The following is a 23,605-nucleotide window of genomic DNA, read 5'->3' as shown; positions in this document are numbered from 1 at the left end:
GCTAATGAAAACTCAAGTTGAGAAATTAGGTTAAGGTTTGATAGTTAGTAGTTTGAAAAATTTTACTAAATCGGCAACAATTTCGAAAACTTCAGCCTCTTCTCTAAAGAGACTTAAATATTTGTGATTTGGTGAATATGAAAAACTTCTCTATCCTAAAAGCCAATATCACTCACAGAAAAGTGACAGCTTCCTTGATGTTAACTGCCATTTTATCTACAATTGGCAGCTTAACTATCATTAATAATCATCCTGCTTCTGAAAATCCTATCAATATTCATCAGAGAAATATAAACAATAATAAGATCCAACCTATACCAATTCCTGAAAACGAGTTACCACCACCTTTAGATAGAGGTATGGTATTCCGAGAGATTTCCAATGGTAGAATTACAGGAGCAACATATCAAACAGTCTTACTGAATGATGGACTTTTGATACCTGTGGGTATTGGTGATGCGAATCACTTTGAATGCAGCCTCCGTCGTGTTTCTTTACAAGAGGTGAAAAAGTTTAAAAAATTGTTGAATCAAAATAACATTGCTAAATTCAATAATCTCAGTTGTCCCGCACCTCGCGGTGCTGCTGACTACATTACCTACACTCTAACTAGTCAACAAGGTACGGTTCAATAGAACGATATTTCTCAAAATAGCTTACCGAATAAATTGCAACTCGTTATCTCAGCTTGGAATCAACTCAAGACTAAAGTACAATGACTTTGACACTCTACGGTCTGAAGACACGCAGATTATTTAAGACTCGCGTGAAACAGTAATTGTGGATGTTAACATCCAATGAAATTTAACAAAAACCGCACAATTCCTCATACAATTTAGTAAAGGGGTAATTGGTGATAGATAATTAGTAAAAATTATTACTCCTTACCCCTTATCTAATTTACAGGTTACCGTTGCGAAAAGCGAGGACAAAGATTACTGCTGGACCAGCAATTATAATCAATGCTACACAGGCTAATTGAAACACAACTTCCAAATTAATATTGGCCAAAGCTTCCATTTTTCCTCCAAACGGTTTTAAAAAGTTCAATAATTCAAGGCTAAAGCCTGCAATATATCATATCTGGATAGGGGCAGCAATTTTTAATTTACTTAATAAAATTATAGGAAAATACATAAAAAAGTAAGCTGTGAATGGGTTCACTTATCAAACAGGTGTGGTCCTTTTCCCAGTCCCCAGTCCCCAATCCCTAGAGGTAAATTATGGCTTCTTGGCAATGTATAAAGCAATGTGGAGCGTGCTGTCATCTTGATCCTGATGAGCGTCCAGATTTAGAAGAATATCTTTCACCAGAGGAACTGGGACTTTACCTGAGTATGGTAAGTGAAGGAGGATGGTGTGTGAATCTTGACCAGCAAAGGAAAGAATGTACTATTTACGCTAATCGTCCGCGTTTTTGTCGGGTGGAAGCAGAGATTTTTCAGGATATGTATGGGATTGAACCAGAGGAACTAAATGACTTTGCCATCGACTGCTGTCGTCAGCAAATAGAAGCAGTTTATGGCGATCACAGTTTGGAAAGTTTACGGTTTGATCAAGCTCTTGGATTTTAAACGTCCAAGAATAGTGTTCTTTCTTCCATAAACAAGTAGCCATCATTCATCTTTTTCGGGTCTCTGAGCTTCATAAGATTCTCTAAAACGAGGTTCATCAGGCAATAGTTCCATCGCTTTGTTATAAGCTTCAAGAATCTCGGTTTCAGATGCTCGTAACCAAATTCAATGTTTTTGCAAGGTCAAACCAACACCAAGCATTTCTGACTTTATCATCAGATAATTGAATTGCACGACGAAGTAATTCTACAACCTCCCGATTTAATCGTTTCTTTCTGTGTATATCTCCGCTTTCTTGGAGAGAGTAATTTTAGTTTGTGCTAGTTAACCTCTCTGCTGCAAGTCGAATGGTTTGGGTAGTAAGTAGGTGGGCAGAAAAATTTATCTATCGGCGGAATAAGTAGGGGTAAGAGAAAAAAAGAAAAAGTTGAGGGTGGGACACAGGGCATTATAAAATATGAGACATGAGGCAAAAAATTTTAGTAAAAGACTTATCACAAACAGAGTTGCTGCAAAGCATTGAGCGAAAAGGAATTGCAGAAGAATCCATGGGTCAGAAAGTAGAGATATTACTGACTCTAATAGAGCAATTACAATTAGAAGTCAAAGAACTACGGGTAGAAAATCAAGGGTTAAGAGATGAAAACAACCGATTGAAGGGAGAAAAGGGTCAGCCAGAGATAAAAGCCAAGAATAAAAAAGGCTTCACAAGTAATCACTCATTGGAGAAAGAGCGACAAACACCAAAAAATGACAACAAAGGCAGTAAGAAGGCTGGGATTAAAATAGACAGAGAAGAAATACTAGAATATCCCCAAGAATTACTGCCAGCAGAGGCGCAGTTCAAAGGGTATGAAGAAGTAATCATCCAAGACATCATCCTGGCAACCGATAACGTACTATTCCGGAAAGAGAAATACTACTCACCATGAGAAGGAAAAACCTATTTGGCAGAACCTCCTTGGGGTTATGAGGGAGAGTTCCAGGGCGAACGCATGTAGATATGGTACATATATACTAAGAAATGAGAAAGGTAGGGAGGGCTGATGATATGGAGGTTGACCAATGAGGCTCTGATGGTAAGGTCATTGTAAAAGTAGAAGAAGAAAGTCCCAAAAAGTGTGAAGCTCAAGCCCAAAATCACGATTAATGACCACCTTGCACAGATGGAAGATCCAAGAGTAGAGGGGAGGAAACGACACAAGTTAATTGACATTCTTACCATTGGAATTTGTGCAGTAATTTGTGAAGCAGATAGTTGGGTGGCAATTGAACTGTATGGCTGCACAAAATATAAGTGGTTAAAAACCTTTTTAGAACTAGGAAATGGGCTCCGGTCCCAGGACACATTTGGAAGGGTATTTGCACAATTGAATCCGCAAAAATTTCAAAATTGTTTCTTGAACTGGATCAAATCAGTACATAAGATAAGGGATGGTGAAGTTGTGGCAATTGACGGGAAAACTTTATGTAGTTCTCATGGTAAAAATAGTGACTAGAGTGCAATCCAAATGGTAAGTGTATGGGCAACTACAAATAGATTAGTGTTGGGACAGGTGAAGGTGCATGAGAAGTCACATGAAATTACAGCAATTCCCGAATTATTAAAGGTTTTAGAATTAGCTGGATGTATTGTCAGGATTGATGCCATCGGGTGTCACAAAGACATAGTAAAGTTAATTACGCAAGAAAATGCAGATTATGTAATCACTTTAAAAAAGAACCAAGGTAATCTGTATGAGTCAGTAGAACAGCTATTTAAGTCAGGGATAAGTACAGGTTTTCCAGAGCTTCAACATAGCACATATAAACCCGAAGCAATAGGGCATGGTCGTCATGGAATCCGCAACTATGTGATGTTACCTGGAATGGGATTTCAGCTTGACCCTGATTCAGTTTGGTCAAATCTAAAAAGTGTTGGGATGGTAGAACCTATCGGACAAGTGGATGATAAAACAACAGTAGAGACTCGTTATTTTATTAGTAGTCTTGAGTCAAATGTAGAACAATTGGCTAATTCTGTCCGCAGCCATTGGGCAATAGAAAATTCATTGCATTGGGTATTAGATGTAGCTTTAAAACAAGATGACTACCGGATTAGGAAAGATAATGCTCCACAAAACTTTGCAGTAATGCGGCAGATAGCAGTCGATCTTTTGGGTAAAGAGAACCCCGTGAAGCGGGGGATAAAAAATAAACAGTTTTTGGCAGCAATGGATAATAACTCTTGAGAAAGAGTTTTAGCTTTAGCCTCAAATAACTTGTCAACAATTTACTTAATATTTTCTTCTACTTATTTTTACAGATAAGTTTACTTATTTATGGATGAATAGTTAGCTCATTTATCCTTAGCTAAGAGTTATTCAATTGGAGATAAGCTAATTCATCGCCTAATAGAAAAGTGATTGATTTCGTTTATATATCCATCAAGCTTTGCACTTATATATATAGATGATTTTAAAATCCTCATTAGTTTTTATTAGGAAATAAGCTGCGTTTCCCATGTTTCAGTATCCGATTTGTTCAGTATTTCTGTACTATACATTAGCCATCGCCTGTGCCACTTGCCTAGGTCCAGTGCTATTAAGAGGCTATTGATAAAGTAAATGTAAAGGGGAGTAGAAAAGGAATGTTAGAAGGATAGAATACATAAAATGTAGTGTATTTACATAGCTACTCATGGAACGAAAGTCTTACCCCACAGACTTAACTGATATGGAGTGGGAAATCCTGGCCCCATTGATTCCACCACCCAAAGAAGGAGGGCATCCACCCACAACAGATATGGGTGAAATATGTAATGCCATCTATTTTCATTTGAAAACTGGATGTCAATGGAATATGCTTCCAGGTGACTTCCCGCCAAGGTCAACGGTATATAGCTATTACAGTAAATGGCAGGGCCAGGGGGTTTGGGAAAAATTCAACCATACATTGGGTAGTCAAGTTCGCTCGAAATTAGGTAAATCAACACAACCTACCGCGCTCGCTGCAGACAGTCAGTCGGTCAAAACTGACCAAAGAAAGCGGATGTGTATGGTTTTGACGGATGTAAAAAGGTAAAAGGAAGAAAGGGGCAAACTTTAGTTGATAGCCTGGGACTTGTGTTGAAACTTGTTGTTAGTGAAGCGAATGCCCCAGAACGAATACTTGCTGCCTATGCACTAATGGAACTGCTAGAGGAACCCACAGAATTATTGGAAAAAGTCCAAGTTTTATGGGTTGATTCCGGTTATAACGGTGATAAATTTGCACTTGCAGTTTGGTTCCTGATTCAAGCTCATGTTGAAGTCATAGGACCTACTGAGCAAGAATTTAAAGTTTTACCACAACCCTGGGTAGTAGAAAGAACATTTGGGTGGTTTAACCAATATCATCGTCTAAGCAAGGATTATGAGCGTTTAACACAAATGAGCGAAGGGGCTATATATGCTCTTATGACTAGAATTATGCTACTTCCTCTTGTCTCCTCAACATTTACTTTATAAATCATCTCTAAAAGGCTTTTGCCAACGTTGAATATCTTGTCCTTAATCTTGCATAAAAGCATACCAGGCACCATAACCTTCTGGTGCGCGATTATAACTTGAACCATTTTTAATTTTGCTGCTGGGAGCAACTCAACTATTAAACCCACTATAATCATGACTGCTAGAGCGATCACGCCTAGCCAAATCACACGGTGGAGGAAATGAATAATTACGAATTAAACAATTCTTGATAAGCCTGTCGGCATTGTTGATACTTTTCTGCTAGGATTTTAGCATTACTAAAACATAATTGCTCATGAGTATTAATTAAAGTTTCATAAGGCTGAATGGAATTTACCGCAGACGTTAGTAATTGCAGATATTCTCTATCAGTGCGGCTAGGTTATTGAAGTGTGATCGCTTTTTCATGTAATTGCAGTAAAGTAGCTAAATATAAAAAACGACAAGCTTAACAGTTCTCACCATGTTGATATAATTCCTGTGCTTTTGTTAGCATAAATTGGATGGATAATTCACCGATTTGAATTTGATAATCCGCAATAGTTGATCTACCAACTTTCCTAAACCAAGCATAGATATAAGGATTAAATTCTTGCCATAACTGCCAACCTACCCAAACCACAAATAAACCGAATATTATCCGAGATAAGATTTTTATTAACTCAACTACCCAAGGACTAATTGACCATCCAGGAGGTAATCATGGCAGAGTTTGTTGAAAGTGAGACAACTGGTATTCCAGCCATTTTGCTACTTGTTGCTACCACAAATAAATCTGCCAACCCGAATTTATTTTTCCAAAACCATCTGTAGACAGAATTCCTAATTCGTAACTTGTAATAGTTACTCCGACTCCCGTTAGTACAGTACGGTGTAAATAAACCAACCATTCCAAATCTCTGAAAAGCTGACGCCGTATACATCTTAAATTTTCAATTTTGAATTCCACCTTGCAGTACTAGGGTAATTAATTAGTTCCTGTCTGCTACCTCCCATGAATAACTAATGACCAATGAATGCCCAATGCCCAATGACTAATAAATTCTTTGCTGTTTTGTAGTAAGCATTCAACTAATGCCTAACAGCACGCTATGCGAACAACCATCAGCAGTCAGCTTTTTCAGGCTAACGGCAACAATACCTATTTGATAATTAACCAATTAATCAAACATCCTGACTCCTGACTCCTGACTCCTGAATTCTTAGCTTCTGTATCATTATCCAGCCAATTATTACAAGCAATATACCTAGAGCCAAAAATCCTAAATCCCAAGCTAACTCATTTGTCCCTGGTTTGACATCATGGATACCGAGAGTTTGATGGTCTATCAATCCTTCCACTACATTAAATAACCCACTACCCATAAGTATTGCCCCGACAAAGGTCTGTAACGACCAAACACCATCATGCTGCTTCCCAGGTTCCCACAGTAAAATTACTCCTATAAGAGTGAAAATCCAGTCTAAAGCATGAAATAAACCATCCCAGACCATGTTCAAATCTATATTTGAGATAGTTGTTGGTGGTTGAATATTACTGATCATGTGATGCCATTGGAGAATTTGATGCAACAAAATGCCATCAATAAACCCTTCCAGACCCAGACCCAGGAAAATTCCCGCAGGAATTAGCAGTGTAGTTCTTTTACCTCCCTCATTCTTCACGTTCATATCAACCTCAGAAATAGAGCCGACTACCAAAATACAATTGTTGTTGGAGTAATATCTTCTGTCTTGAGGTTAGTAACAGTGTGTGTCAGTCAAAGAGACAGATAAAATTTGATATATAAAAGAGCAATTTTCAAATGACCATTTACTTTTACAAAGTTTGGCAGCCCTATGGCTGTTTTTCTAACTTCTCCCCACATCCGATCGAAATCCAGGGTACTTACTGGCCAACTGTTGAGCATTATTATCAAGCACAAAAGTTTGTTGGTAGTGAAGAAGCAATTATTATACCCTCAATCCATGCTGCTCCTACCCCTGAAGAAGCAGCTACTTTAGGACGTTGTGGCACAAGAAAACTACGTTCTGACTGGGAGATGGTCAAAACTGATGTGATGCGTGCAGCTGTACTAAAAAAATTTATTACGCATAGGGAGATTCAAGAAGTTCTTTTAGTAACTGATGATGAAGTTCTGGTGGAAAACTCACCTACAGATTATTTTTGGGGTTGTGGTGCCGATAAGACTGGTCAGAATCATTTAGGTAAAATCCTTATGAGTGTAAGAGAAGAAATCCGTCAGTTACTATCTTTATCTGTAAATAAGTAGGTAGACACAAAGAAACATAAGTATGTAACAAAATCTAAATTACTTGAAACCCTTGGGATTGATTGATTTCCCTTTGCTGCATTCGCCATGATATAGTTATAAATTTTCCCGCCCACCTACTTACTTGACAGAAAGAGAAACTAAGTAACTGGTGTTGCTTAAAAACTACTAATGTTAATTTTTCTAAAATTATGACCTCAGAACATAAAACTTGATGGAAGAAGATTATCTTGATCAGTATAATGCTAAGAACTCTCCAGAAACCGCGTATCTTTACTAGGAAGAGGTAGGAATGCGGATACACGATTTGTTTGTCAGGATAAGATGAGGTTTCATCAATAAAAGATAATAAATATATACAGTACTGTACATATCAAATGAACACACCTAAATACATGAAATGCCTATATAGTGAGAGTTATAGGGTTGAATTTCGTACCAAACCGTTGAGTAAGGTGCTGTATATCAAGATTTAAGTGATAAATTCACGCCAGGGAAATGGGTTAAAAACAATTTAACCCACCTTCTTCACCCTAACTGTCACAGATACTACTACACAAGAACTAAAGCTCCTGCAAGGAAGAAAAGGCTTAATAAGAATAAGTATCATGAAAATGGCAATAGAGTGAGAGAATAAAGTTTTGTAAACAAGATAAAAGAAAAGAAAATTTAATGATTTAAAAATTAAATTAGAACAGAAGAAAAAATGATTTAATCACAACAGGAGTTGTGGATAATTCTGTTGTGAAATCAAAGCTTCAAAAAATGGAGATTCAAAACCTAGACCATTTAGGCATAGTAGCAGGAATAATAGACGCCATAGGAGTAGTAGAAATAATCCTTGAAATTGGAGAGAAAGTAAGTCCGGTTCATGTAGTAAAAGCCATGATAATCAACGGGTTAGGATTTGTATAAAAACCCTTATATATGTTTCCCCAATATTTTGAAAAAATCCCCTGTGACCATCTAATAGGACCAGGAGTAAAACCAGAATATCTCAAGGATGATAAACTGGGGAGAGTCATGGATAAACTATTTATAAAAGGATTGGATAGAATATTCTTTATTATCGCCTTAAAAGCAGCCCAAAAATTTGGAGTATCCCTATGAGCAGGCCATCTAGACTCATCATAAATGGACGTACATGGGCAATATAATACCAGCTTACCAGAAGTAATATTTGAGAGTCAAAAAGTAGGAAATAATCAAGAACTAGAAGAATTAGCAGTAAAATCACCAAAAGAAATAACCATTACCTACGGTTATTCTGGTGACCATAGACCGGAGTTAAAACAGTTCATCATAGAAATGATATGTTCAGGAGATGGAGACATACCAATATATATTTTTAAAACTAGCATCGGGAAACCAAGCAGATTCATCATGCTTTGCTAAAATAGCAGTAGAGTACCAAAAACAATTAAAAGTTAACAGTCTCATAGTAGCAGACTGGTCCTTATATAGAGAATCAAATCTAAAAATGATGAATGATGTCAGATTTAAGCTGGTTATGTCCAGTGCCATTAAGCGTAGAATCAGCACTATCATTAATATCAACATTACCAGAACCAGAATTTATTGATAGTAACTTACCCGGATATAAACTAGCTTCAAAAACAGTAAATTATCCAGGAGTAGAACAAAGATGGTTAGTAGTGCAAAGTCAAGAAAGAAGAGAATTAGAGCTGGGTAAGCTCTCACAAAAAATTACCAAGGCACAATCAAAAGCTGTGCAAGATTTGAAAAAGTTATCACCAGAAAAATTTGCTTGTGAAGCTGATGCTATCAAGGGGTTATCTAACCTATTCAAACAATTCAAATGTCACCAAATTAACCAGAGTAAAGTTACTCAAATCAAATCTAAGAAAAAAGATAGTTCAGGAGAGATATCCTCTGAAATATCAGCTACAGTCTCCCAGAATGAAAGTAAAATTAATACAGAATTTCTGAGGCTAGGGCCTTTTATTTTTGGTACAAACCTTTTGGATTCCAATGAACTTACCCATGACTCCATCTTGAGTGAATATAAAGCTCAATAGTCTTGCCAGAGAGGCTTTGCTTTTCTCAAAGACCCATTACTTTTTGCAGACAGTATTTTCCTAAAAAGTCCAGAGAGAATAGAGTCCCTGGGAATGATGATGGGTTTATGTCTGCTGGTTTATACTTTAGGGCAACGACAAATTAGAACCGCTGTGAGAGAGTCTAAATCAACAGTAAAAAATCAATTGGGCAAACCAACTAACCGCCCCACTTTACGCTGGATTTTTCCATGCTTTCAGTCTATTCATTTAGTTATACTTAACCAATAAAAACACATCTGTTACTGGACTCAAGAGAGAGATTTCATTGTGAATCTTTTACCAGAGCATTGTTTTCCCTACTATCAATTAGTTACCTAGTTTTTATCTCTACTAATTTAATTTCTATCAGAAAACAACCTAATGTCTTTGATTTATAGCTCTATTTTACTATGTCCATAATTTCTTTTTTTACTTCAATCTATTAGTCTAAGTTATGATTTATCTCTTGAATATCTTCATTTATCTATTGACTCCTCTGGGCGGTGTCCTTTCTTATTGCTCCTTATTGAGAATAGCTTTTGATGCTATTTTTGGTGCTTTACTGTTTCTCCAATGCCTTTTTTCACTGCATATGTTTGTTGTTATGCTCCCTTGGATTTTTCCTCTCCGTAATTTCTCTCTGTGGCACTTTATGGTGCCGAATGTGGGTTACATAGCCAGGGGAATAAATATTCTCAGATACATGGTGTTATTGTGATTATTATGAGTGACACATCACCAATTTCTAATCAAGCTTACTAATGTCTAGACGAGATGATTTACATTTTTCTGTGCGTCGCACCTTAGAAAAGGACGGTTTGAACATCTAATCCCTTAGTTTTAGTATTAGAGACAACATTACTAAAAGCTGATATTGGAGTAGAGAAGTTTTTTATCGCCAATAAAGAAAACCAGAAAATTGCCATTAAAGTCGAAGATTTTGATACTCCTTCTATAATTAGTGAACTCGAAAAGACGATGGGTCAGCTTCAGCTTTATCAATGGGACTTATAAGGACAAGATGCATAAATGAAACTTCTTTGTAGCTGTAAGTCAGCCTATATATTTAATTATATCATTTTCAAGAACCTATTTTTCAGTTAGTTATAAAACGGAATAAAATTAATTTGCTAGTTTATAAACCCATATATGAGGTACTTCTTCAACGGATAACTCACTAAAATGAATGTTCAGAAATTTTAACCCAAGTATTACGGAGAGCCGCATTTGCACAACCTCGCTTATACCCTATTTCAACTCGTGCTGTATGTGATGCTGAGTCAGGTCAGTTTTTAATTATTAGAACAGGTTGGGAAAAGAATTGTTAGATGAATACAATTTCCTTTCATGATCAGTTGATAGAGGGAAAAGTTGTGATTGAAGATGATAATGTTGAAGAGGGTTTAACAGAGGCATTAATTACAGACGTAATCGCACCTGAGGATATTGTGACGGGGCTTTTGTAGAACATAGACAATTGAGTTGACACTCTTAAATAATGGTTGCTTTCCATCCTATGTGTACATACAAGTTTTTCAAAACTAAACACGATTTTATTTACGATTAAGGTCCGCTACAATCTCGCCCCGGAAAATAGTATCCCATTTGAGAATATGATTGGTATACTCGTTACTTTCTAACCGATTTATACCATTGCTACCAAATAAAAAATTTCTTCATTATCTATACTTTGATTTAACTCTGTTTGTACTTTCTTATTTCTTACCCAGAGAATAGCTATCTCAGAATCAGAATAAATAGGTATATCTCTATCTTCTTTCTTGAGGTATGCAAGACCGTGAACAATAGCTAAGAACTCTCCAAGATTATTTGTTCCATTTGACATAGGGCTTTTATGAAAAAGTACCTTATTTATTCCTGTATGAATATCTCTATACTCCACATCACCAGGATTACCTAAATAGGAAGCATCCACACAAGTGCTATCCATAATTAACTCTGTTGCTGGAGAAGTTTTTGCTTTCCTCTGCTTGATAGTTTCTCCTTCTTGCTCATTTCTAAGATTGAAATAATGTTCTGGAAACTCTAATGCTGCTTCTGCTTCTACTCTAGTCTTAAAAGACTTATAAAGCGCACCCTCAACTTCAAAAGGAAGCATATCCCCAATGCCTTCATCATTTTCAATTGCAGCCTTTGCTTGGTTGATTACCTCTTTTAAATTGGAGTCAACACCTTGGACTTGAATAGTACCTGTCCCGTAAACCTTAACAACACAGACAAACTTTCCGTGCTTAATGTCTATGCATGCGTTTACAGCCATTTTCAAGTTTTTCTTCACATAACCATGTATTTCTCTGAATAAAGGACTTCATTTCACCATAGTGCTTTTCTTGAATTCCAGACAGTCCAAAACTCTTTTTGTTACGCTTATCACCTCTGGATATTACAGATGTCTATACCTCTAAATAACAGTACATAGAGTAAAGTATAATAATAGACTATCTCCTACGTCCATCGACCAGCAAAATCAAACAAAGTTAGCCTTTATAACTACCAAACAAGACGGTAAATACTGCAAGCTTTCATTTTTAATACACCACAACTAGAGCTGCAGAAACCTCTTAGCCGAACGTGGTTCATTCTCTATTCTCCTTACTTATGTAGCCATTATATCTAATTCCCCCTACTTAAACCGAAATCAACAACAGCCAAACCGAAATTGTTAAAATCTAATTCAGAAGGTGCCTGATATCCTAGATGGATGGTACAAAAGAAGAACTTGTAAAATTAAACACCCTGATATTCTAAAAATGGTGAAAGCATCTCCTAAGTTCGATTTTGAAGACGAAAAATTTAATGCCCTACCGTCTCAAGTCCTTCCCTGGGGTTTGATGATCAATCCTCGTTATGGTACGGATGGTTTACAAAGTTATGGTTTGGCTATTAGCCAGGATAATGCCCAAGCAGTTGGGTTTCAGCCTGATGATAATTGGCAACAAGTAGAGCATGAATTTAGTTCAGGAATGGAAACGGTGTTTATTAGCTCCACTCCCCGATTAGTAATTGTGCGTCGTGGTCCATTATCTGTTAAAGACCGGGAAACTGGTATGAAATTGGGTACTTTTAAGGATAATTATGATGCTTTTTTAGCAGATAAAGTTAAATTTAAAACTTTTACTCGCCATCTTATTTTCTTAGTAGGTGAAGATAAGAAGTTTTTGCATCAATCACCAATACAACTGACTTTGAGTGGTGCAGCAGGAGCAAGTTTTGGTAAAAGTTACGCTGAATATCAACAAGGTAGAATCACTGGCGGTTTTGCTGGGGAATTAGAAAAAGCCTATGCTGGTTTTCAAAAGAAACCTCTAACTCCCAAGGGTCCTTTATTTCATGCTCACGGAATTTTTTGCCCAATCATTGAATGTGAAGAAAGAGGCATTGAACCTAATATTGCCTTGGTAGCTTCAACTGTAGATTATAAACAACCTACAGTCTCAACTTTAATTGATCATATGATTGCCTCAGATTCTCCTGAGTCGGAAATAATTTGTCAGGCTTTTGAAGAATATAAGGAATTTGGTAAGGAAGTGATTAAACCAGAAATTTCTAAAGCAGAAATGGCTGGTGTTACCAGTTCTTATGTTTATGCAGATGATGATGATTTTGCTTATCCACCGTATTAGGGAGTGGAGATGAGGGTGATGAGAGAGAATACTCTGTCACCTGTCACCTATTCCCCATCACCTAGCACTAGTTTTTCAGTAGTAAATAATACAGCGAACCCTTGCCGCCTGTAATCCCGGCGCGCTCGCCTGCTAATTTACCTGTACCCATGAAATAATCTACTCTTCCTGCGCCTTTAATTGCGCTGCCTGTATCCTGATCTAATACAAAGCGGCTAACTCTACGAGATTCCAGGTTGCCGCGACTATTAGGATAAGGAAATGAGTTGTTAATCAGTGCTAGTGCGCCCGGAGGCATGAGAGATTTATCTGTAGCAATGGAACGTTCTGCGGTTACAGGTACGCTAATACTGCCTGTAGCTGCTGCACTATTGGTTTCTTGAAAGAAAACAAATCTTTCCCAACGTGGCAAATAATTACTCATTTCCCTGGGATTTTGATGGAAATAACTGAGTAACTTGGGCATGGTTAAACCGCTGAGTGGTAACTTACCATCTTTTGCTAGTTCTCCACCAATGCTAGTCCAAGGATAATCTGTTCCTCCACCAAACCCAACAGAGGTTCTTTGTCCATTAGTTAATTTAATTTGGGCAGAACCTTGAATTTGAATCATGTAGGGATGAAAGCGATCGCGAAACCAAAGCATTTCTAAGCCACTTAGCTTGCTTTTGTTCCCCAACAAACCATCTTTCCCTTCTAAGTCAACCCTTTTGGGGTGGGGTTTAGCCCATTGTTTAAAATCTGTTGGGACTCTATACAGGGGATATTTGTATACTGAAGTCCTGACACGACTAGCAGTATACTCAGGTTCATAATAAGCAGTAAATTTAACAGTACCCTTGCCATCATTTCCTATGGACTGGTAAAAGACAAACTCCCGATGGACAGAGGCTTGTAGTTCTGCTGCTGACTTGGAACTCATAACCAGTTGACGGAAGCGTACCAAACTCCGACGCACACGATCCAGAGTAATTTCTCGGATTGGATAAGTTTGATAAACAATGATCGCTTTATTAGTTTCGAGGTAACGCAAACTGTTATCTATAGAAGTTAACAAAGCTTGGCAATCGCCATTTCTCCCCCACAGTTGCTCATCCCAACCCAAGCAATTTCGGGAGTTACAAGCAGTTGCTGGGCTGACGGGTTGGAGTGGTGGTACAACTTCAGGTGTAATCGGTACAGGTGCTGCTACAGGTACTGGTACTGGCTGCGGAATAATAACTTGAGCGACAACAGGCCAAAGTGGATTTACAACAGCAATTCCCAGACTCAAGGACAGCAAAGCAAGGGTTTCTCTCATCATTTATCGTTCAATACTAGAATTAAAAATGGGTTCTACCCGAATTCCGACAATCCGGGATGGACGTACCACCATATATTCACCTTGAATATTCTTAATCGGTACGCTGATAAAATCATTAGACGCAGATTTTGGTACAAGCTCACCACTATACCACTTCTGAAACTCCTGAATAGTAGGAAAACGTACTTCTTCTCGATGACCACTTTCTAACAGTAGGTAGACAGCATATTGGTTTGGAGTTCTAGGCATAAATTCACATCATTTTTAATACATCCAACCGATTGTTAACCACATCAGCCCCCAATGAAAAGAGTAGGCACACGGGAAAAGTATCAGATTTACCACAATCACAGAGAGTTCAAAATTTTTACTTTCGCATCACGACGCTTGCTTCTCCAGAAATAGTTCCCAACTCTTTAGGAACAGGGGGAGATGAATTTTATTACCAGTCCCCAGTCCCTAAAATCATTTGAATTGTGCTAACTGTGTTTCAACCGCTTCTGTGAGGATTTTATTTAATTCCTCACTATCTTGAAATAGTAAAATTTGCTGTATTGGTAAATCAAAGGGAAATTGCCCCTCTAATTCTGGACGTTGCTGATGTACAAGTAAAATTTGCTCAGACCGCTTACTTTCCATCGCATAACCAATTTCTACGCAGACATTGGGACTGGGAATTAATTGACGGGTCTCTTTAGCTTCAACCCTTGTAATGGCTGTGGTGTCAGCAATAAATAATAAACTCTTACGGATTTTCCGCATTATGGTACGGTTAAAGCGCAGTGGTGCGTTCTTGGGACGAGATGATTCTATTAATGTTAGAGGTAGACGCGATCGCAAATTTAAGGTTTTCAAACTTGCCTGGAATTCTTCCCTGAGCAGATCACTGGCTATTGCATATTCAGTTTGATAGCAGAAAAAAATTGTTGGTTCTAACTGCGCTAACAACCCCTGTTTAGGATAATAAATCTCATGACTAATTAAGTCAATACTTAGCTACACAATAACCACTACTACCATCAATATAAAGTTCAGTATTTTCATCTTCCAGATAACTTTTAAACCAAGTTAATGCTTTAACTTCATCACTATCTTCCAGAAAATCCACACGCAACCCAGTTTTGAGCAGGCTTTTTCACTCAAACGAATATTTGGAGGACGTTTTTCCAATGACGTTTTTCCAATTCTGAAATTGGTTCACAATCTTTTAGATACCAAGCTTTGAGCCAAATTATTGACATGAAAAGCTATTGAAACTGTCTTTTTCTATTCAATTTCCATACAAACTTACGCATTAGTCAGTTATCACTTAAATAACTAAATTTTCAATGCCTAATCCCCAAAAACAACAACACCCAATATCTACTAGCTTGGTTTCTCACTCCCCTTGTTCATTCTAGCCAGGGATGTACTACCTTTCACCACCTTGATAAACAAGGAATGAAAACCAGTGACATTGCCCCCTAACTCTCAATAATTTAAGGGAATATAAGCGTTCGCCTTGGGTGTTGTTCTGATTTGACGGGACAGATAGGAATTTAAAAGCGATTGTAACCTCTTACTACTTTTTTTTCTACCTCTAGCTGTTTAATCTGCCAGGGAAGCTTCTTTTTGAGCTTCAATTATTAGAATTAAACCTCTCATTTGGAGTTTGTATATTAGCAATTAAACTTTACTTTCATCGTCAGTAAAAGTTTAAGAAATAGGTTGATGAACCCCTTAAATACTTGAAGTATAAATGTTTATTTTGTATAAAATTTAAATAGTAATTACTCATTAATATCTTAAGTCTTGAAGACATACAGCAGCTTAACGCTTAGGATATTTCAGGTTGTGGGATGCAGAGGTAAATTTCTTTGTCTGAGATGGTTCAATCCAAAGTCTAAAATTTCTCAGCCTCCTGATCCTGGCAATTTCAGAGGAATTTCAATCCAGAATTCTGTACCTTTTCCTGGTTGTGATATACACTCCATCAAACCGCCATGTTTTTCCACTACAATTTGGTAGCTAATTGCTAATCCTAATCCTGTACCCTTACCTACAGGTTTGGTGGTAAAGAACGGGTCAAAAATTCGCTTTCTTATATCTTCACTCATGCCAGGTCCATTATCTGTAATCCTGATGAGGAGATAGGAGTTGTGTGCAGAAACTCTGGTGGAAATACGAATAGTAGGTGAGGGTTTGTTATCATTAGAGTTTTGTCTTTCTTCTATTTCATCGGTTAAGATATCAATGGCACTGCTAATGATATTTATGAATACTTGATTCATTTGTCCGGGATAGCATTGTACTTTTGGCAAGTCAGCATAATCTTTGATCACTTCAATACCAGAAAAATGACTGTGTGGCTTAAGGCGATGTTGTAAGATTAATAAGGTGTTATCAATGCCTTCATGCAAGTTAACACATGTGTTTTCAGCTTCATCAAGACGGGAAAAATTGCGTAATGATAGTACGATGGAACGAATTCGATCTGAACCTACTTTCATTAACCTACTTTCATTGATGATAGGATGTTCAGTAGGTCTTGCACCAAAAAGTTAAAGTCTATGGACTCTATAGTGGCAAGAATTTCACTACCAGGGTTAGGATATTTGGACTGGTAGAGTTGTACTAGCTTGAGTAGGTCTTCCGTGTAGTTGCTGGCATTATAAAGGTTGCCATAGATAAAGTTGACGGGGTTGTTTATTTCGTGAGCTATACCTGCTACTAATTGTCCTAAACCGGACATTTTTTCCGCTTGAATTAATTAATTTGGCTTGGGTTTCTTGGAGTTGATGGAGGGTATGCTCTAAGTGTCCAGCTTTTGCTGTAGCTGTGGCTTCTGCTAGACAACTTTGTTCGTAGAGTTGGGCTTTTTGAATGGCGATCGCAGCTTGGTCTGCTAGTTGTTGCAATAACTTAATTTCTGCATCTTGCCAAGTTCTGGCAAATTCACACTGGTGGGCAACCAGTAAACCCCAAAGTTGGTTTGCCATTCTAATGGGTACAATCAAATTGGCTTAGACTTCCATCATTAACAACAATTCTAGATGACAAGGCGTTAATGTAGCTACAGATACATTACTAATTGCTCTGACCCTACCTTCTAAGTAAAGTTGGACATACTCTTGTGGGAAACAATGTGATGATAACTTCAGACCTAAAACTGACCGCCAATTACCATTACTTTCTTCTACAATGACTTCGCCATTGTATTCAGCCATTAATTTATAAATCAGCGTCAGAATCAAGTAAAGAACGGACTTCTCTAACGATGCTTTGTAGGGTTATATTCAAGTCCAATGTACTGCGAATCTGATCTGTGATTTGTTTGAGTGCTTTTCTCAAAAATAATGTTTTTTCCATTTCTGCGGTTTATTCCTGGACTCTAACTTGTAAGTTGGTATTAAGTGTTTGTAATTCCTGGTTTGTTTGCTGTTGCTGAATTACCATTGAGAAGCTATGTGACAAAGCTTGTGCTAGTAATATTTATTCAGGGTTCCATCCAGGTGCTAGTCATTTTCTTTCTTCTCTCCAAACTTCAAAAGAAAGGCGTGGTAATTCTTGATGCCTATTAGAGTCTGTTCTACCTGCCCAGAGGATTTCAATATTCAATTCTGCTCGGAAAATAGTTAATACACCGATAAATTTTCCGCGGTAGTGCAGGGGAATTAGTATCAGTCCCTGAATCCGAGTAGACCGAAAGTCCAGGGCTAAAACTTTTAATTTTGCTTGTTTGTAAAGGTCGGGAATTGCTAATATTTGGTCTGGTTGGTACTCCGAAATCGAGTTTTCCCAAACGGGATGTTTTTCCAATACATTATTTTCCAGCTCATCAGCTAGTTCTGGTTGTTCGTCACAGGTATATAGTTCTTCATTCTGTTCAATGTAAAGCCTGCCACCTATCCCTTGAAAGGATTTAATCGTTATTTCTAGTGCTTTTTGTAGTTGGATGGTTGGTAGTTGATGTAGGAAAGTTGCGACTTGGTTAATGATGGCTTCTCGGTGTTGTTTGTCTCTAGCTTCACTGAGTAGGTTACTTTGAGAAATTGCGATCCCAACTTGATCTGCTATTTGCTGTACTACCTTGAGTTCTTTTTTCAGGATTATTCGCTCCTGACTGTGATGAGATACTAGTAATCGCCACACTTTTGGCTATTTTGATTCTCCTCTAGGATCATATTCTAGAATTGGTACTACCAGCAAAGATTTAACACGCATAGCTTTTAGGTGTTCAATATGACAGGGATCTAGTTGCCGATAGTGAATATTCTCTGTCAGTAAAGATTTACCACTTGTTGCTGACTAGAGTGGTGATAGTCCTATTATTCCCTTAGTTACATCTACTATGGAGCGTTGTCTCATTAACAAAAACATCTCTTTTGCAGATGAGGGAATGTCATTAGCAGGAAAATGAAGTCCCAGTAAGGATGGTAAGTTTTGGTGATGAATAGATTCCGCAATGACTTCACCGCTACGATCAGCTGCAAACTTATATATCTTAACTCGATCTGTTCTCAAGAATGATCGCACTTCACTAACAGTACTTGTTAATCTTTCTTGAAGATCAAGCGAGCGCCGAATCTGTTTAATCATCCGGTGCAGTAAAGTTTCTTGATCTATTTGCTACAGTCGGTTTGGTTTATCTGTAAAAGCCATTACAAATCTTTACCTTATCTATAAATCCCACATTCCGCACCCTAAATTGCCACAGAGAGAAATTACGGAGAGAAAAAATCCAAGGCAGCATAAAAATGAACATATGCAGTGAAAAAAGGCATTGGAGAAACAGTAAAGCGCCAAAAGTAGCATCAAAAGCTATCCTCAATAAGGAGTAATAAGAAAGAACACCGCCCAGAGCAGTCAACAGATAAATGAAGATATTCAAGAGATTAATCATAACTAAGAGATGATTTATAAAGTAAATGTTTAGGAGAGAAGAGGAAGTAGCATAATTCTAGTCATAAGAGCATATATAGCCCCTTACCTCATTTGTGTTAGACGCTCATAATCCTTGCTTAGACGATGATATTGGTTAAACCACCCAAATGTTCTTTCTACTACCCAGGGTTGTGGTAAAACTTTAAATTCTTGCTCAGTAGGTCCTATGACTTCAACATGAGCTTGAATCAGGAACCAAACTGCAAGTGCAAATTTATCACCGTCATAACCGGAATCAACCCATAAAACTTGGACTTTTTCCAATAATTCTGTGGGTTTCTCTAGCAGTTCCATTAGTGTATAGGCAGCAAGTATTCGTTCTGACACATTCGCTTGACTAACAACAAGTTTCAACATAAGTCCCAGGCTATCAACTAAAGTATGCCCCTTTCTTCCTTTCACCTTTTTACATCCGTCAAAACCATACACATCCCCTTTTTTTGGTCAGTTTTGACCGACTGACTGTCTACGGCGAGCGCGGTAGGTTGTGTTCATTTACCTAATTTCGAGCGAACTTGACCACCCAATGTATGGTTGAATTTTTCCCAAACCCCCTGGCCCTGCCATTTCCTGTAATAGCTATATACCGTTGACTTTGGCGGGAAGTCACCTGGAAGCATATTCCATTGACATCCAGTTTTCAAATGATAATAGATGGAATTACATATTTCACCCATATCTGTTGTGGGTGGATGCCCTCCTTCTTTGGCTGGTGGAATCAATGGGGCCAGGATTTCCCAGTCCATATCAGTTAAGTCTGTGGGGTAAGACTTTCGTTCCATCAGTAGCTATGTAAATACACTACATTTTATGTATCCTATCCTTCCAACATTCCTTTTCTACTCCCCTTTACATTTACTTTATCAATAGCCTCTTAATGGCACTGGACATAACCAGCTTAAATCTGACATCATTCATCATTTTTAGATTTGATTCTGTATATAAGGCCCAGTCTACTACTATGAGACTGTTAACTTTTAATTGTTTTTGGTACTCTACTGCTATTTTACCAAAGCATGATGAATCTGCTTGGTTTCCCGATGCTAGTATTAAAAATATATATTGGTATGTCTCCATCTCCTGAACATATCATTTCTATAATGAACTGTTTTAACTCCGGTCTATGGTCACCAGAATAACCGTAGGTGATAGTTATTTCTTTTGGTGATTTTACTGCTAATTCTTCTATTTCTTGATTATTTCCTACTTTTTGACTCTCAAATATTACTTCTGGTAAGCTGGTATTATATTGCCCATGTACGTCCACTTATGATGAGTCTAGATGCCCTGCTCATAGGGATACTCCAAATTTTTTGGCTGCTTTTAAGGCGACAATAAAGAATATTCTATCCAATACTTTTATAAGTAGTTTATCTATGACTCTCCCCAGTTTATCGTCCTTGAGATATTCTGGTTTTACTCCTGGTCCTATTAGATGGTCACAGGGGATTTTTTCAAAATATTGGGGAAACATATATAAGGGTTTTTATACAAATCCTAACCCGTTGATTATCATGGCTTTTACTACATGAACCGGACTTACTTTCTCTCCAATTTCAAGGATTATTTCTACTACTCCTATGGCGTCTATTATTCCTCCTACTATGCCTAAATGGTCTAGGTTTTGAATCTCCATTTTTTGAAGCTTTGATTTCACAACAGAATTATCCACAACTCCTGTTGTGATTCAATCATTTCTTCTTCTGTTCTAATTTAATTTTTAAATCATTAAATTTTCTTTTCTTTTATCTTCTTTACAAAACTTTATTCTCTCACTCTATTGCCATTTTAATCATCCTTGTTCTTATTAAGCCTTTTCTTCCTTGCAGGGGCTTTAGTTCTTGTGTACTACTATCTGTGACAGTTAGGGTGGGGAAGGTGAGATGTAAACCAGGAGTATAAACAAGGTAAATAGAGATTTACAGACGTTGGAGTATATTTAACCCATGTGTATCAGTCCCACAGGTGTTATATAAACCATACTCTTCAGCTAACAGTTGTACTTCTTCTGTTTGTACAGGACTTGGTTTCCAGGGATTAGGGTTGTTGTAAGCGTAGAAAGCCTCAACACCATCAATCCTGTATTCTGCTGCTGCGGGAATTAAATCAAAATGTGATCGCCTATAACGTGCTGGATGTGCTAATACTGCTAATCCTCCAGCATCATGAATAGCTGCTATGACATTAGCTGCTTGATAGTTCCTACCTGTCGTTGGTTTTTTTTGTAAGTAAGGCTTCATGCTGGAATCTTTCAACTCAAAACCATAAGCCAAAATATGAACTTCTATATCCAATAAGTTGGCATTAATTTCTACACCAGTCCACAAATGAGGAATAATACCATCAGGATTATTCCACTTCCAGTCTTCTAACCAAGCGGATGCTGCTTGGTAGCCACCAGTACCATGATGATCAGTAATTGCCAGTCCTTTTAACCCAATAGAGATCGCTTGCTCCATTAGTATATTGGGCTGCAACCTCCCATCAGAGCTAACTGTATGCAGATGAAAGTTGTACAATCTGGGACAACTTTGTCCATCGATACTTTGAAATACTTGTGTTAAAAGTTCTATAGAAGCAGTAGTAGTCCGGGCCAAATTTACAACCATAACCCCCTCTGAGCAACAATACAATATGCGATTCTAAATACACCAACAGACCACATTGAAAAATAATAAATTACTAGCTCCCTACAGTAGTATTAGGTGCTACTTTTTTAGCTACAGCAATTAATTCTTGAGATTTATCAAGACTACGTTAGCAAATCTGAACGCTTATGGTCATGCGTATTTTTGATCACCTTTATAAAGGCAAGCTAAAATTTTGCTGAAGTTCCCAAAAATACTGGTATTTTCCCGACGGGAATTTCTAGAAAAAATCTTGGACTGAGTAAAGTTATCACCTCTATCAAAGCTAGTTCAACTATCTTCAGTTTTGGCTGTTACTTTTACTTTCACAGCAACCTAAGTAAAAAGACCTACTAGTTCTCCAGAACCAGTGACTACTTCACCAATTGTATAAGCGGGAATGTTCTGTTCCTGAAAATGAGTAATTGCTTGTTCTACTTGATAGGGTGGTAGCACTAGCACAAATCCAATTCCCATATTAAAGGTATTATACATAGCTTCAGCACCCACAGAGCCAGCCTTGGCTAACCACTGAAACACAGCAGGAATATTCCAACTACCAGAGTTAATTTTAATACTTTGATCCGTCCCTAAACATCTAGGCAAATTTTCTGGTAAACCCCCACCAGTAATATGTGCCATACCGTGAACTTCTAAACCAGCTTTTAAAGCTCCTAACACAGGTTTAACATAAATATGCGTAGGTGTAAGGAAAGTTTCACCGATAGTTTCCCCATTTAATAAATCTGGGGTATCATGCCAAGAAAAACCACCGTCCCTAACAATCTTTCTCACCAAACTCAAACCATTACTGTGAACACCAGCACTGGCTAAACCTATGGCCACATCTCCCAATTGTATCTGAGAAGTATTAAGCATTCGGCTTTTTTCCACGATTCCCACACAGAAACCAGCCAAGTCATATTCACCAAATTGGTAAAAACCAGGCATTTCTGCGGTTTCTCCCCCCAATAAAGCAGAACCAGCTAATTTACAACCAGCAGCTATTCCAGCCACTACTTGAGTTAACTGTTCTTTATCTAGCTTACCCATAGCCACATAGTCTAGGAAGAACAAAGGTTCTGCACCTGATGTCAACACATCATTAACACACATCCCCACCAAATCAATGCCAACGGTATCATGGCGGTTGAGAATTTGAGCAATTTTTAGCTTTGTACCGACACCATCTGTCCCAGACACCAAAACCGGTTCTTGATAACCTGTGGGGAGTTGAAAACAACCACCAAAACCACCAATACCACCAATTACTTCTGGTCTAAAGGTACTATGGACCAAATTGCGAATTTGGTCTACAAAAGCTCTACCTGCTTCAACATCAACACCTGCATCCCGATAATCCATGCCTAATTACACCGTTATCATTCCGTTATTAATCCAGTTTCCTATCATTACATAATTTAGGTCATTGGTGATTGATGATTGGTGGTCATTCAGAAAATTACTTCCCAATCTTCCTCATCTTCCCCATGGGGAGCAACGCGATTGTATGAGGTGGGGCAACAAAGTGTGTGATCGCTAAACCCAAAATAGGAATCGATAAAAATCATTTACCGTACAGTTAGAGTATCCTATATATTCCAGTTAACTATTATTACTTAGGGAAACTTTCAGATGAGAGAAGTTGCAACAGACTGGTATTGTGGTCAAAACAAAGGTAGGATTTCCAAAGAAAAAACAGGGAATGTC

24 protein-coding genes and 6 pseudogenes are annotated in these 23,605 nt (G+C 37.7%); 11 read left to right on the top strand and 19 right to left on the bottom strand.

What is annotated here, in order from left to right; genetic code table 11:
• Positions 1-137 precede the first annotated feature (137 nt).
• Complete coding sequence (locus tag AAZO_RS15115; protein WP_013191913.1) at positions 138-635, top strand: hypothetical protein; 498 nt, start codon at positions 138-140, stop codon at positions 633-635.
• 265 nt (positions 636-900) lie between these two features.
• Here the strand turns inward: AAZO_RS15115 and psb30 are convergent, their stop codons facing one another.
• Entirely contained in the window at positions 901-1,020 is a 120-nt protein-coding gene (gene psb30, locus AAZO_RS15110) for a photosystem II reaction center protein Ycf12/Psb30 (protein WP_013191912.1), read from the bottom strand.
• A 203-nt stretch (positions 1,021-1,223) separates the two neighbouring features.
• Here psb30 and AAZO_RS15105 point away from each other — a divergent pair, with 203 nt between their 5' ends.
• The 4 genes and pseudogenes from AAZO_RS15105 (at position 1,224) to AAZO_RS30690 (ending at position 5,062) form a co-directional block, all read left to right on the top strand.
• Positions 1,224-1,574, top strand: coding sequence for a YkgJ family cysteine cluster protein (locus AAZO_RS15105; protein WP_013191911.1), 351 nt, complete (start codon positions 1,224-1,226; stop codon positions 1,572-1,574).
• Between the two features lie 464 nt (positions 1,575-2,038).
• Entirely contained in the window at positions 2,039-2,506 is a 468-nt protein-coding gene (locus AAZO_RS15100) for a hypothetical protein (protein WP_013191910.1), read from the top strand.
• A gap of 189 nt (positions 2,507-2,695) precedes the next feature.
• Positions 2,696-3,805 (top strand): annotated as a pseudogene (locus tag AAZO_RS15095) (ISAs1 family transposase).
• A gap of 448 nt (positions 3,806-4,253) precedes the next feature.
• Positions 4,254-5,062 (top strand): IS5 family transposase gene (locus AAZO_RS30690; RefSeq protein WP_228371217.1). Its coding sequence is split into 2 segments (ribosomal slippage): positions 4,254-4,590 and positions 4,590-5,062, totalling 810 coding nucleotides; the frame shifts between segments, so codons are not numbered across the junction.
• 211 nt (positions 5,063-5,273) lie between these two features.
• Here the strand turns inward: AAZO_RS30690 and AAZO_RS42635 are convergent.
• The 3 genes and pseudogenes from AAZO_RS42635 to AAZO_RS15075 form a co-directional block, all read right to left on the bottom strand.
• Positions 5,274-5,435, bottom strand: a pseudogene (locus AAZO_RS42635) (DUF4129 domain-containing protein); the annotation flags it as partial.
• 78 nt (positions 5,436-5,513) lie between these two features.
• Positions 5,514-5,687, bottom strand: a complete 174-nt coding sequence (locus tag AAZO_RS42630) for a hypothetical protein (protein WP_338026893.1) — start codon at positions 5,685-5,687, stop codon at positions 5,514-5,516.
• Positions 5,688-6,229: 542 nt separating this feature from the next.
• A complete protein-coding gene (locus AAZO_RS15075) occupies positions 6,230-6,736 on the bottom strand; it encodes a DUF2243 domain-containing protein (protein WP_013191907.1) in 507 nt (168 codons plus the stop codon).
• A gap of 134 nt (positions 6,737-6,870) precedes the next feature.
• Between AAZO_RS15075 and AAZO_RS15070 the strand changes: the two genes are divergently transcribed.
• The 5 genes and pseudogenes from AAZO_RS15070 to AAZO_RS38540 all read left to right on the top strand — a co-directional run bounded on the left by AAZO_RS15070 (position 6,871) and on the right by AAZO_RS38540 (position 10,864).
• Positions 6,871-7,338: an NADAR family protein gene (locus AAZO_RS15070; RefSeq protein ID WP_013191906.1), complete on the top strand. Its 468-nt coding sequence runs from the start codon at positions 6,871-6,873 to the stop codon at positions 7,336-7,338.
• A gap of 765 nt (positions 7,339-8,103) precedes the next feature.
• Positions 8,104-9,737 (top strand): annotated as a pseudogene (locus AAZO_RS43865) (IS1634 family transposase).
• A 115-nt stretch (positions 9,738-9,852) separates the two neighbouring features.
• Positions 9,853-10,116 (top strand): hypothetical protein, encoded by a 264-nt coding sequence (locus AAZO_RS43860; RefSeq protein ID WP_013191905.1) that lies wholly within the window; start codon positions 9,853-9,855, stop codon positions 10,114-10,116.
• A 155-nt stretch (positions 10,117-10,271) separates the two neighbouring features.
• Positions 10,272-10,412 carry an element excision factor XisH family protein gene (locus tag AAZO_RS43855; protein WP_420807067.1) on the top strand — a complete coding sequence of 47 codons (141 nt, stop codon included), beginning with the start codon at positions 10,272-10,274 and terminating at the stop codon, positions 10,410-10,412.
• A 314-nt stretch (positions 10,413-10,726) separates the two neighbouring features.
• Entirely contained in the window at positions 10,727-10,864 is a 138-nt protein-coding gene (locus tag AAZO_RS38540) for an element excision factor XisI family protein (protein WP_013191904.1), read from the top strand.
• Between the two features lie 179 nt (positions 10,865-11,043).
• On the opposite strand, the gene AAZO_RS15055 is transcribed toward AAZO_RS38540, so the two are convergent.
• Positions 11,044-11,697, bottom strand: coding sequence for a hypothetical protein (locus tag AAZO_RS15055; protein WP_049790742.1), 654 nt, complete (start codon positions 11,695-11,697; stop codon positions 11,044-11,046).
• Between the two features lie 475 nt (positions 11,698-12,172).
• Between AAZO_RS15055 and AAZO_RS15050 the strand changes: the two genes are divergently transcribed.
• Complete coding sequence (locus AAZO_RS15050) at positions 12,173-13,042, top strand: DUF5895 domain-containing protein (RefSeq protein ID WP_041643203.1); 870 nt, start codon at positions 12,173-12,175, stop codon at positions 13,040-13,042.
• Between the two features lie 67 nt (positions 13,043-13,109).
• Here the strand turns inward: AAZO_RS15050 and mltA are convergent, their stop codons facing one another.
• The 14 genes and pseudogenes from mltA to purM all read right to left on the bottom strand — a co-directional run bounded on the left by mltA (position 13,110) and on the right by purM (position 23,260).
• Complete coding sequence (gene mltA / locus AAZO_RS15045) at positions 13,110-14,342, bottom strand: murein transglycosylase A (protein ID WP_041643199.1); 1,233 nt, start codon at positions 14,340-14,342, stop codon at positions 13,110-13,112.
• Between the two features lie 3 nt (positions 14,343-14,345).
• A complete protein-coding gene (locus AAZO_RS15040; RefSeq protein WP_013191900.1) occupies positions 14,346-14,594 on the bottom strand; it encodes a hypothetical protein in 249 nt (82 codons plus the stop codon).
• A 216-nt stretch (positions 14,595-14,810) separates the two neighbouring features.
• Positions 14,811-15,586: pseudogene (locus tag AAZO_RS15030) on the bottom strand (hypothetical protein).
• 651 nt (positions 15,587-16,237) lie between these two features.
• Positions 16,238-16,834: a sensor histidine kinase gene (locus tag AAZO_RS42625; RefSeq protein WP_338026892.1), complete on the bottom strand. Its 597-nt coding sequence runs from the start codon at positions 16,832-16,834 to the stop codon at positions 16,238-16,240.
• A 159-nt stretch (positions 16,835-16,993) separates the two neighbouring features.
• The gene (locus AAZO_RS42620; RefSeq protein ID WP_338026891.1) at positions 16,994-17,323 is read right to left on the bottom strand and encodes a GAF domain-containing protein; all 330 of its coding nucleotides are present in this window, start codon (positions 17,321-17,323) and stop codon (positions 16,994-16,996) included.
• 24 nt (positions 17,324-17,347) lie between these two features.
• Positions 17,348-17,551, bottom strand: coding sequence for a hypothetical protein (locus tag AAZO_RS42615; RefSeq protein WP_338026890.1), 204 nt, complete (start codon positions 17,549-17,551; stop codon positions 17,348-17,350).
• Positions 17,552-17,555: 4 nt separating this feature from the next.
• The gene (locus AAZO_RS42610) at positions 17,556-17,693 is read right to left on the bottom strand and encodes a hypothetical protein (protein ID WP_338026889.1); all 138 of its coding nucleotides are present in this window, start codon (positions 17,691-17,693) and stop codon (positions 17,556-17,558) included.
• A gap of 150 nt (positions 17,694-17,843) precedes the next feature.
• The gene (locus AAZO_RS42605) at positions 17,844-18,476 is read right to left on the bottom strand and encodes a hypothetical protein (RefSeq protein ID WP_338026887.1); all 633 of its coding nucleotides are present in this window, start codon (positions 18,474-18,476) and stop codon (positions 17,844-17,846) included.
• A 156-nt stretch (positions 18,477-18,632) separates the two neighbouring features.
• Positions 18,633-18,923, bottom strand: a complete 291-nt coding sequence (locus tag AAZO_RS42600) for a GAF domain-containing protein (RefSeq protein WP_338026886.1) — start codon at positions 18,921-18,923, stop codon at positions 18,633-18,635.
• A 46-nt stretch (positions 18,924-18,969) separates the two neighbouring features.
• Entirely contained in the window at positions 18,970-19,227 is a 258-nt protein-coding gene (locus AAZO_RS38535; RefSeq protein ID WP_013191899.1) for a hypothetical protein, read from the bottom strand.
• Between the two features lie 83 nt (positions 19,228-19,310).
• Positions 19,311-20,050 (bottom strand): annotated as a pseudogene (locus tag AAZO_RS30655) (IS5 family transposase).
• 91 nt (positions 20,051-20,141) lie between these two features.
• Positions 20,142-20,904, bottom strand: a pseudogene (locus AAZO_RS43850) (IS1634 family transposase); the annotation flags it as partial.
• A gap of 283 nt (positions 20,905-21,187) precedes the next feature.
• The gene (locus AAZO_RS14995) at positions 21,188-21,877 is read right to left on the bottom strand and encodes a PHP domain-containing protein (protein WP_013191898.1); all 690 of its coding nucleotides are present in this window, start codon (positions 21,875-21,877) and stop codon (positions 21,188-21,190) included.
• Between the two features lie 354 nt (positions 21,878-22,231).
• Positions 22,232-23,260, bottom strand: coding sequence for a phosphoribosylformylglycinamidine cyclo-ligase (purM, locus tag AAZO_RS14990; protein ID WP_013191897.1), 1,029 nt, complete (start codon positions 23,258-23,260; stop codon positions 22,232-22,234).
• Between the last annotated feature and the right edge of the window lie 345 nt (positions 23,261-23,605).

The sequence above is a fragment of the 'Nostoc azollae' 0708 genome (assembly GCF_000196515.1).
Classification (GTDB): domain Bacteria; phylum Cyanobacteriota; class Cyanobacteriia; order Cyanobacteriales; family Nostocaceae; genus Trichormus_B; species Trichormus_B azollae.
Note: the sequence above shows the minus strand (reverse complement) of the source record. Positions and strands in the feature narration are given on the sequence as shown.

Excerpts from the sequence above, each read along its gene's own strand:
- AAZO_RS15115 (WP_013191913.1), top strand. The coding sequence starts at position 138 with ATGAAAAACTTCTCTATCCTAAAAGCCAATATCACTCACAGAAAAGTG.
- psb30 (WP_013191912.1), bottom strand. The coding sequence starts at position 1,020 with ATGGAAGCTTTGGCCAATATTAATTTGGAAGTTGTGTTTCAATTAGCC.
- AAZO_RS15105 (WP_013191911.1), top strand. The coding sequence starts at position 1,224 with ATGGCTTCTTGGCAATGTATAAAGCAATGTGGAGCGTGCTGTCATCTT.
- AAZO_RS15100 (WP_013191910.1), top strand. The coding sequence starts at position 2,039 with ATGAGGCAAAAAATTTTAGTAAAAGACTTATCACAAACAGAGTTGCTG.
- AAZO_RS15075 (WP_013191907.1), bottom strand. The coding sequence starts at position 6,736 with ATGAACGTGAAGAATGAGGGAGGTAAAAGAACTACACTGCTAATTCCT.
- AAZO_RS15070 (WP_013191906.1), top strand. The coding sequence starts at position 6,871 with ATGACCATTTACTTTTACAAAGTTTGGCAGCCCTATGGCTGTTTTTCT.
- AAZO_RS43860 (WP_013191905.1), top strand. The coding sequence starts at position 9,853 with ATGATTTATCTCTTGAATATCTTCATTTATCTATTGACTCCTCTGGGC.
- AAZO_RS38540 (WP_013191904.1), top strand. The coding sequence starts at position 10,727 with ATGAATACAATTTCCTTTCATGATCAGTTGATAGAGGGAAAAGTTGTG.
- mltA (WP_041643199.1), bottom strand. The coding sequence starts at position 14,342 with ATGAGAGAAACCCTTGCTTTGCTGTCCTTGAGTCTGGGAATTGCTGTT.
- AAZO_RS15040 (WP_013191900.1), bottom strand. The coding sequence starts at position 14,594 with ATGCCTAGAACTCCAAACCAATATGCTGTCTACCTACTGTTAGAAAGT.
- AAZO_RS42625 (WP_338026892.1), bottom strand. The coding sequence starts at position 16,834 with ATGAAAGTAGGTTCAGATCGAATTCGTTCCATCGTACTATCATTACGC.
- AAZO_RS42620 (WP_338026891.1), bottom strand. The coding sequence starts at position 17,323 with ATGGCAAACCAACTTTGGGGTTTACTGGTTGCCCACCAGTGTGAATTT.
- AAZO_RS42615 (WP_338026890.1), bottom strand. The coding sequence starts at position 17,551 with ATGGCTGAATACAATGGCGAAGTCATTGTAGAAGAAAGTAATGGTAAT.
- AAZO_RS42610 (WP_338026889.1), bottom strand. The coding sequence starts at position 17,693 with ATGGAAAAAACATTATTTTTGAGAAAAGCACTCAAACAAATCACAGAT.
- AAZO_RS42600 (WP_338026886.1), bottom strand. The coding sequence starts at position 18,923 with ATGATTAAACAGATTCGGCGCTCGCTTGATCTTCAAGAAAGATTAACA.
- AAZO_RS38535 (WP_013191899.1), bottom strand. The coding sequence starts at position 19,227 with ATGATTAATCTCTTGAATATCTTCATTTATCTGTTGACTGCTCTGGGC.
- AAZO_RS14995 (WP_013191898.1), bottom strand. The coding sequence starts at position 21,877 with ATGGTTGTAAATTTGGCCCGGACTACTACTGCTTCTATAGAACTTTTA.
- purM (WP_013191897.1), bottom strand. The coding sequence starts at position 23,260 with ATGGATTATCGGGATGCAGGTGTTGATGTTGAAGCAGGTAGAGCTTTT.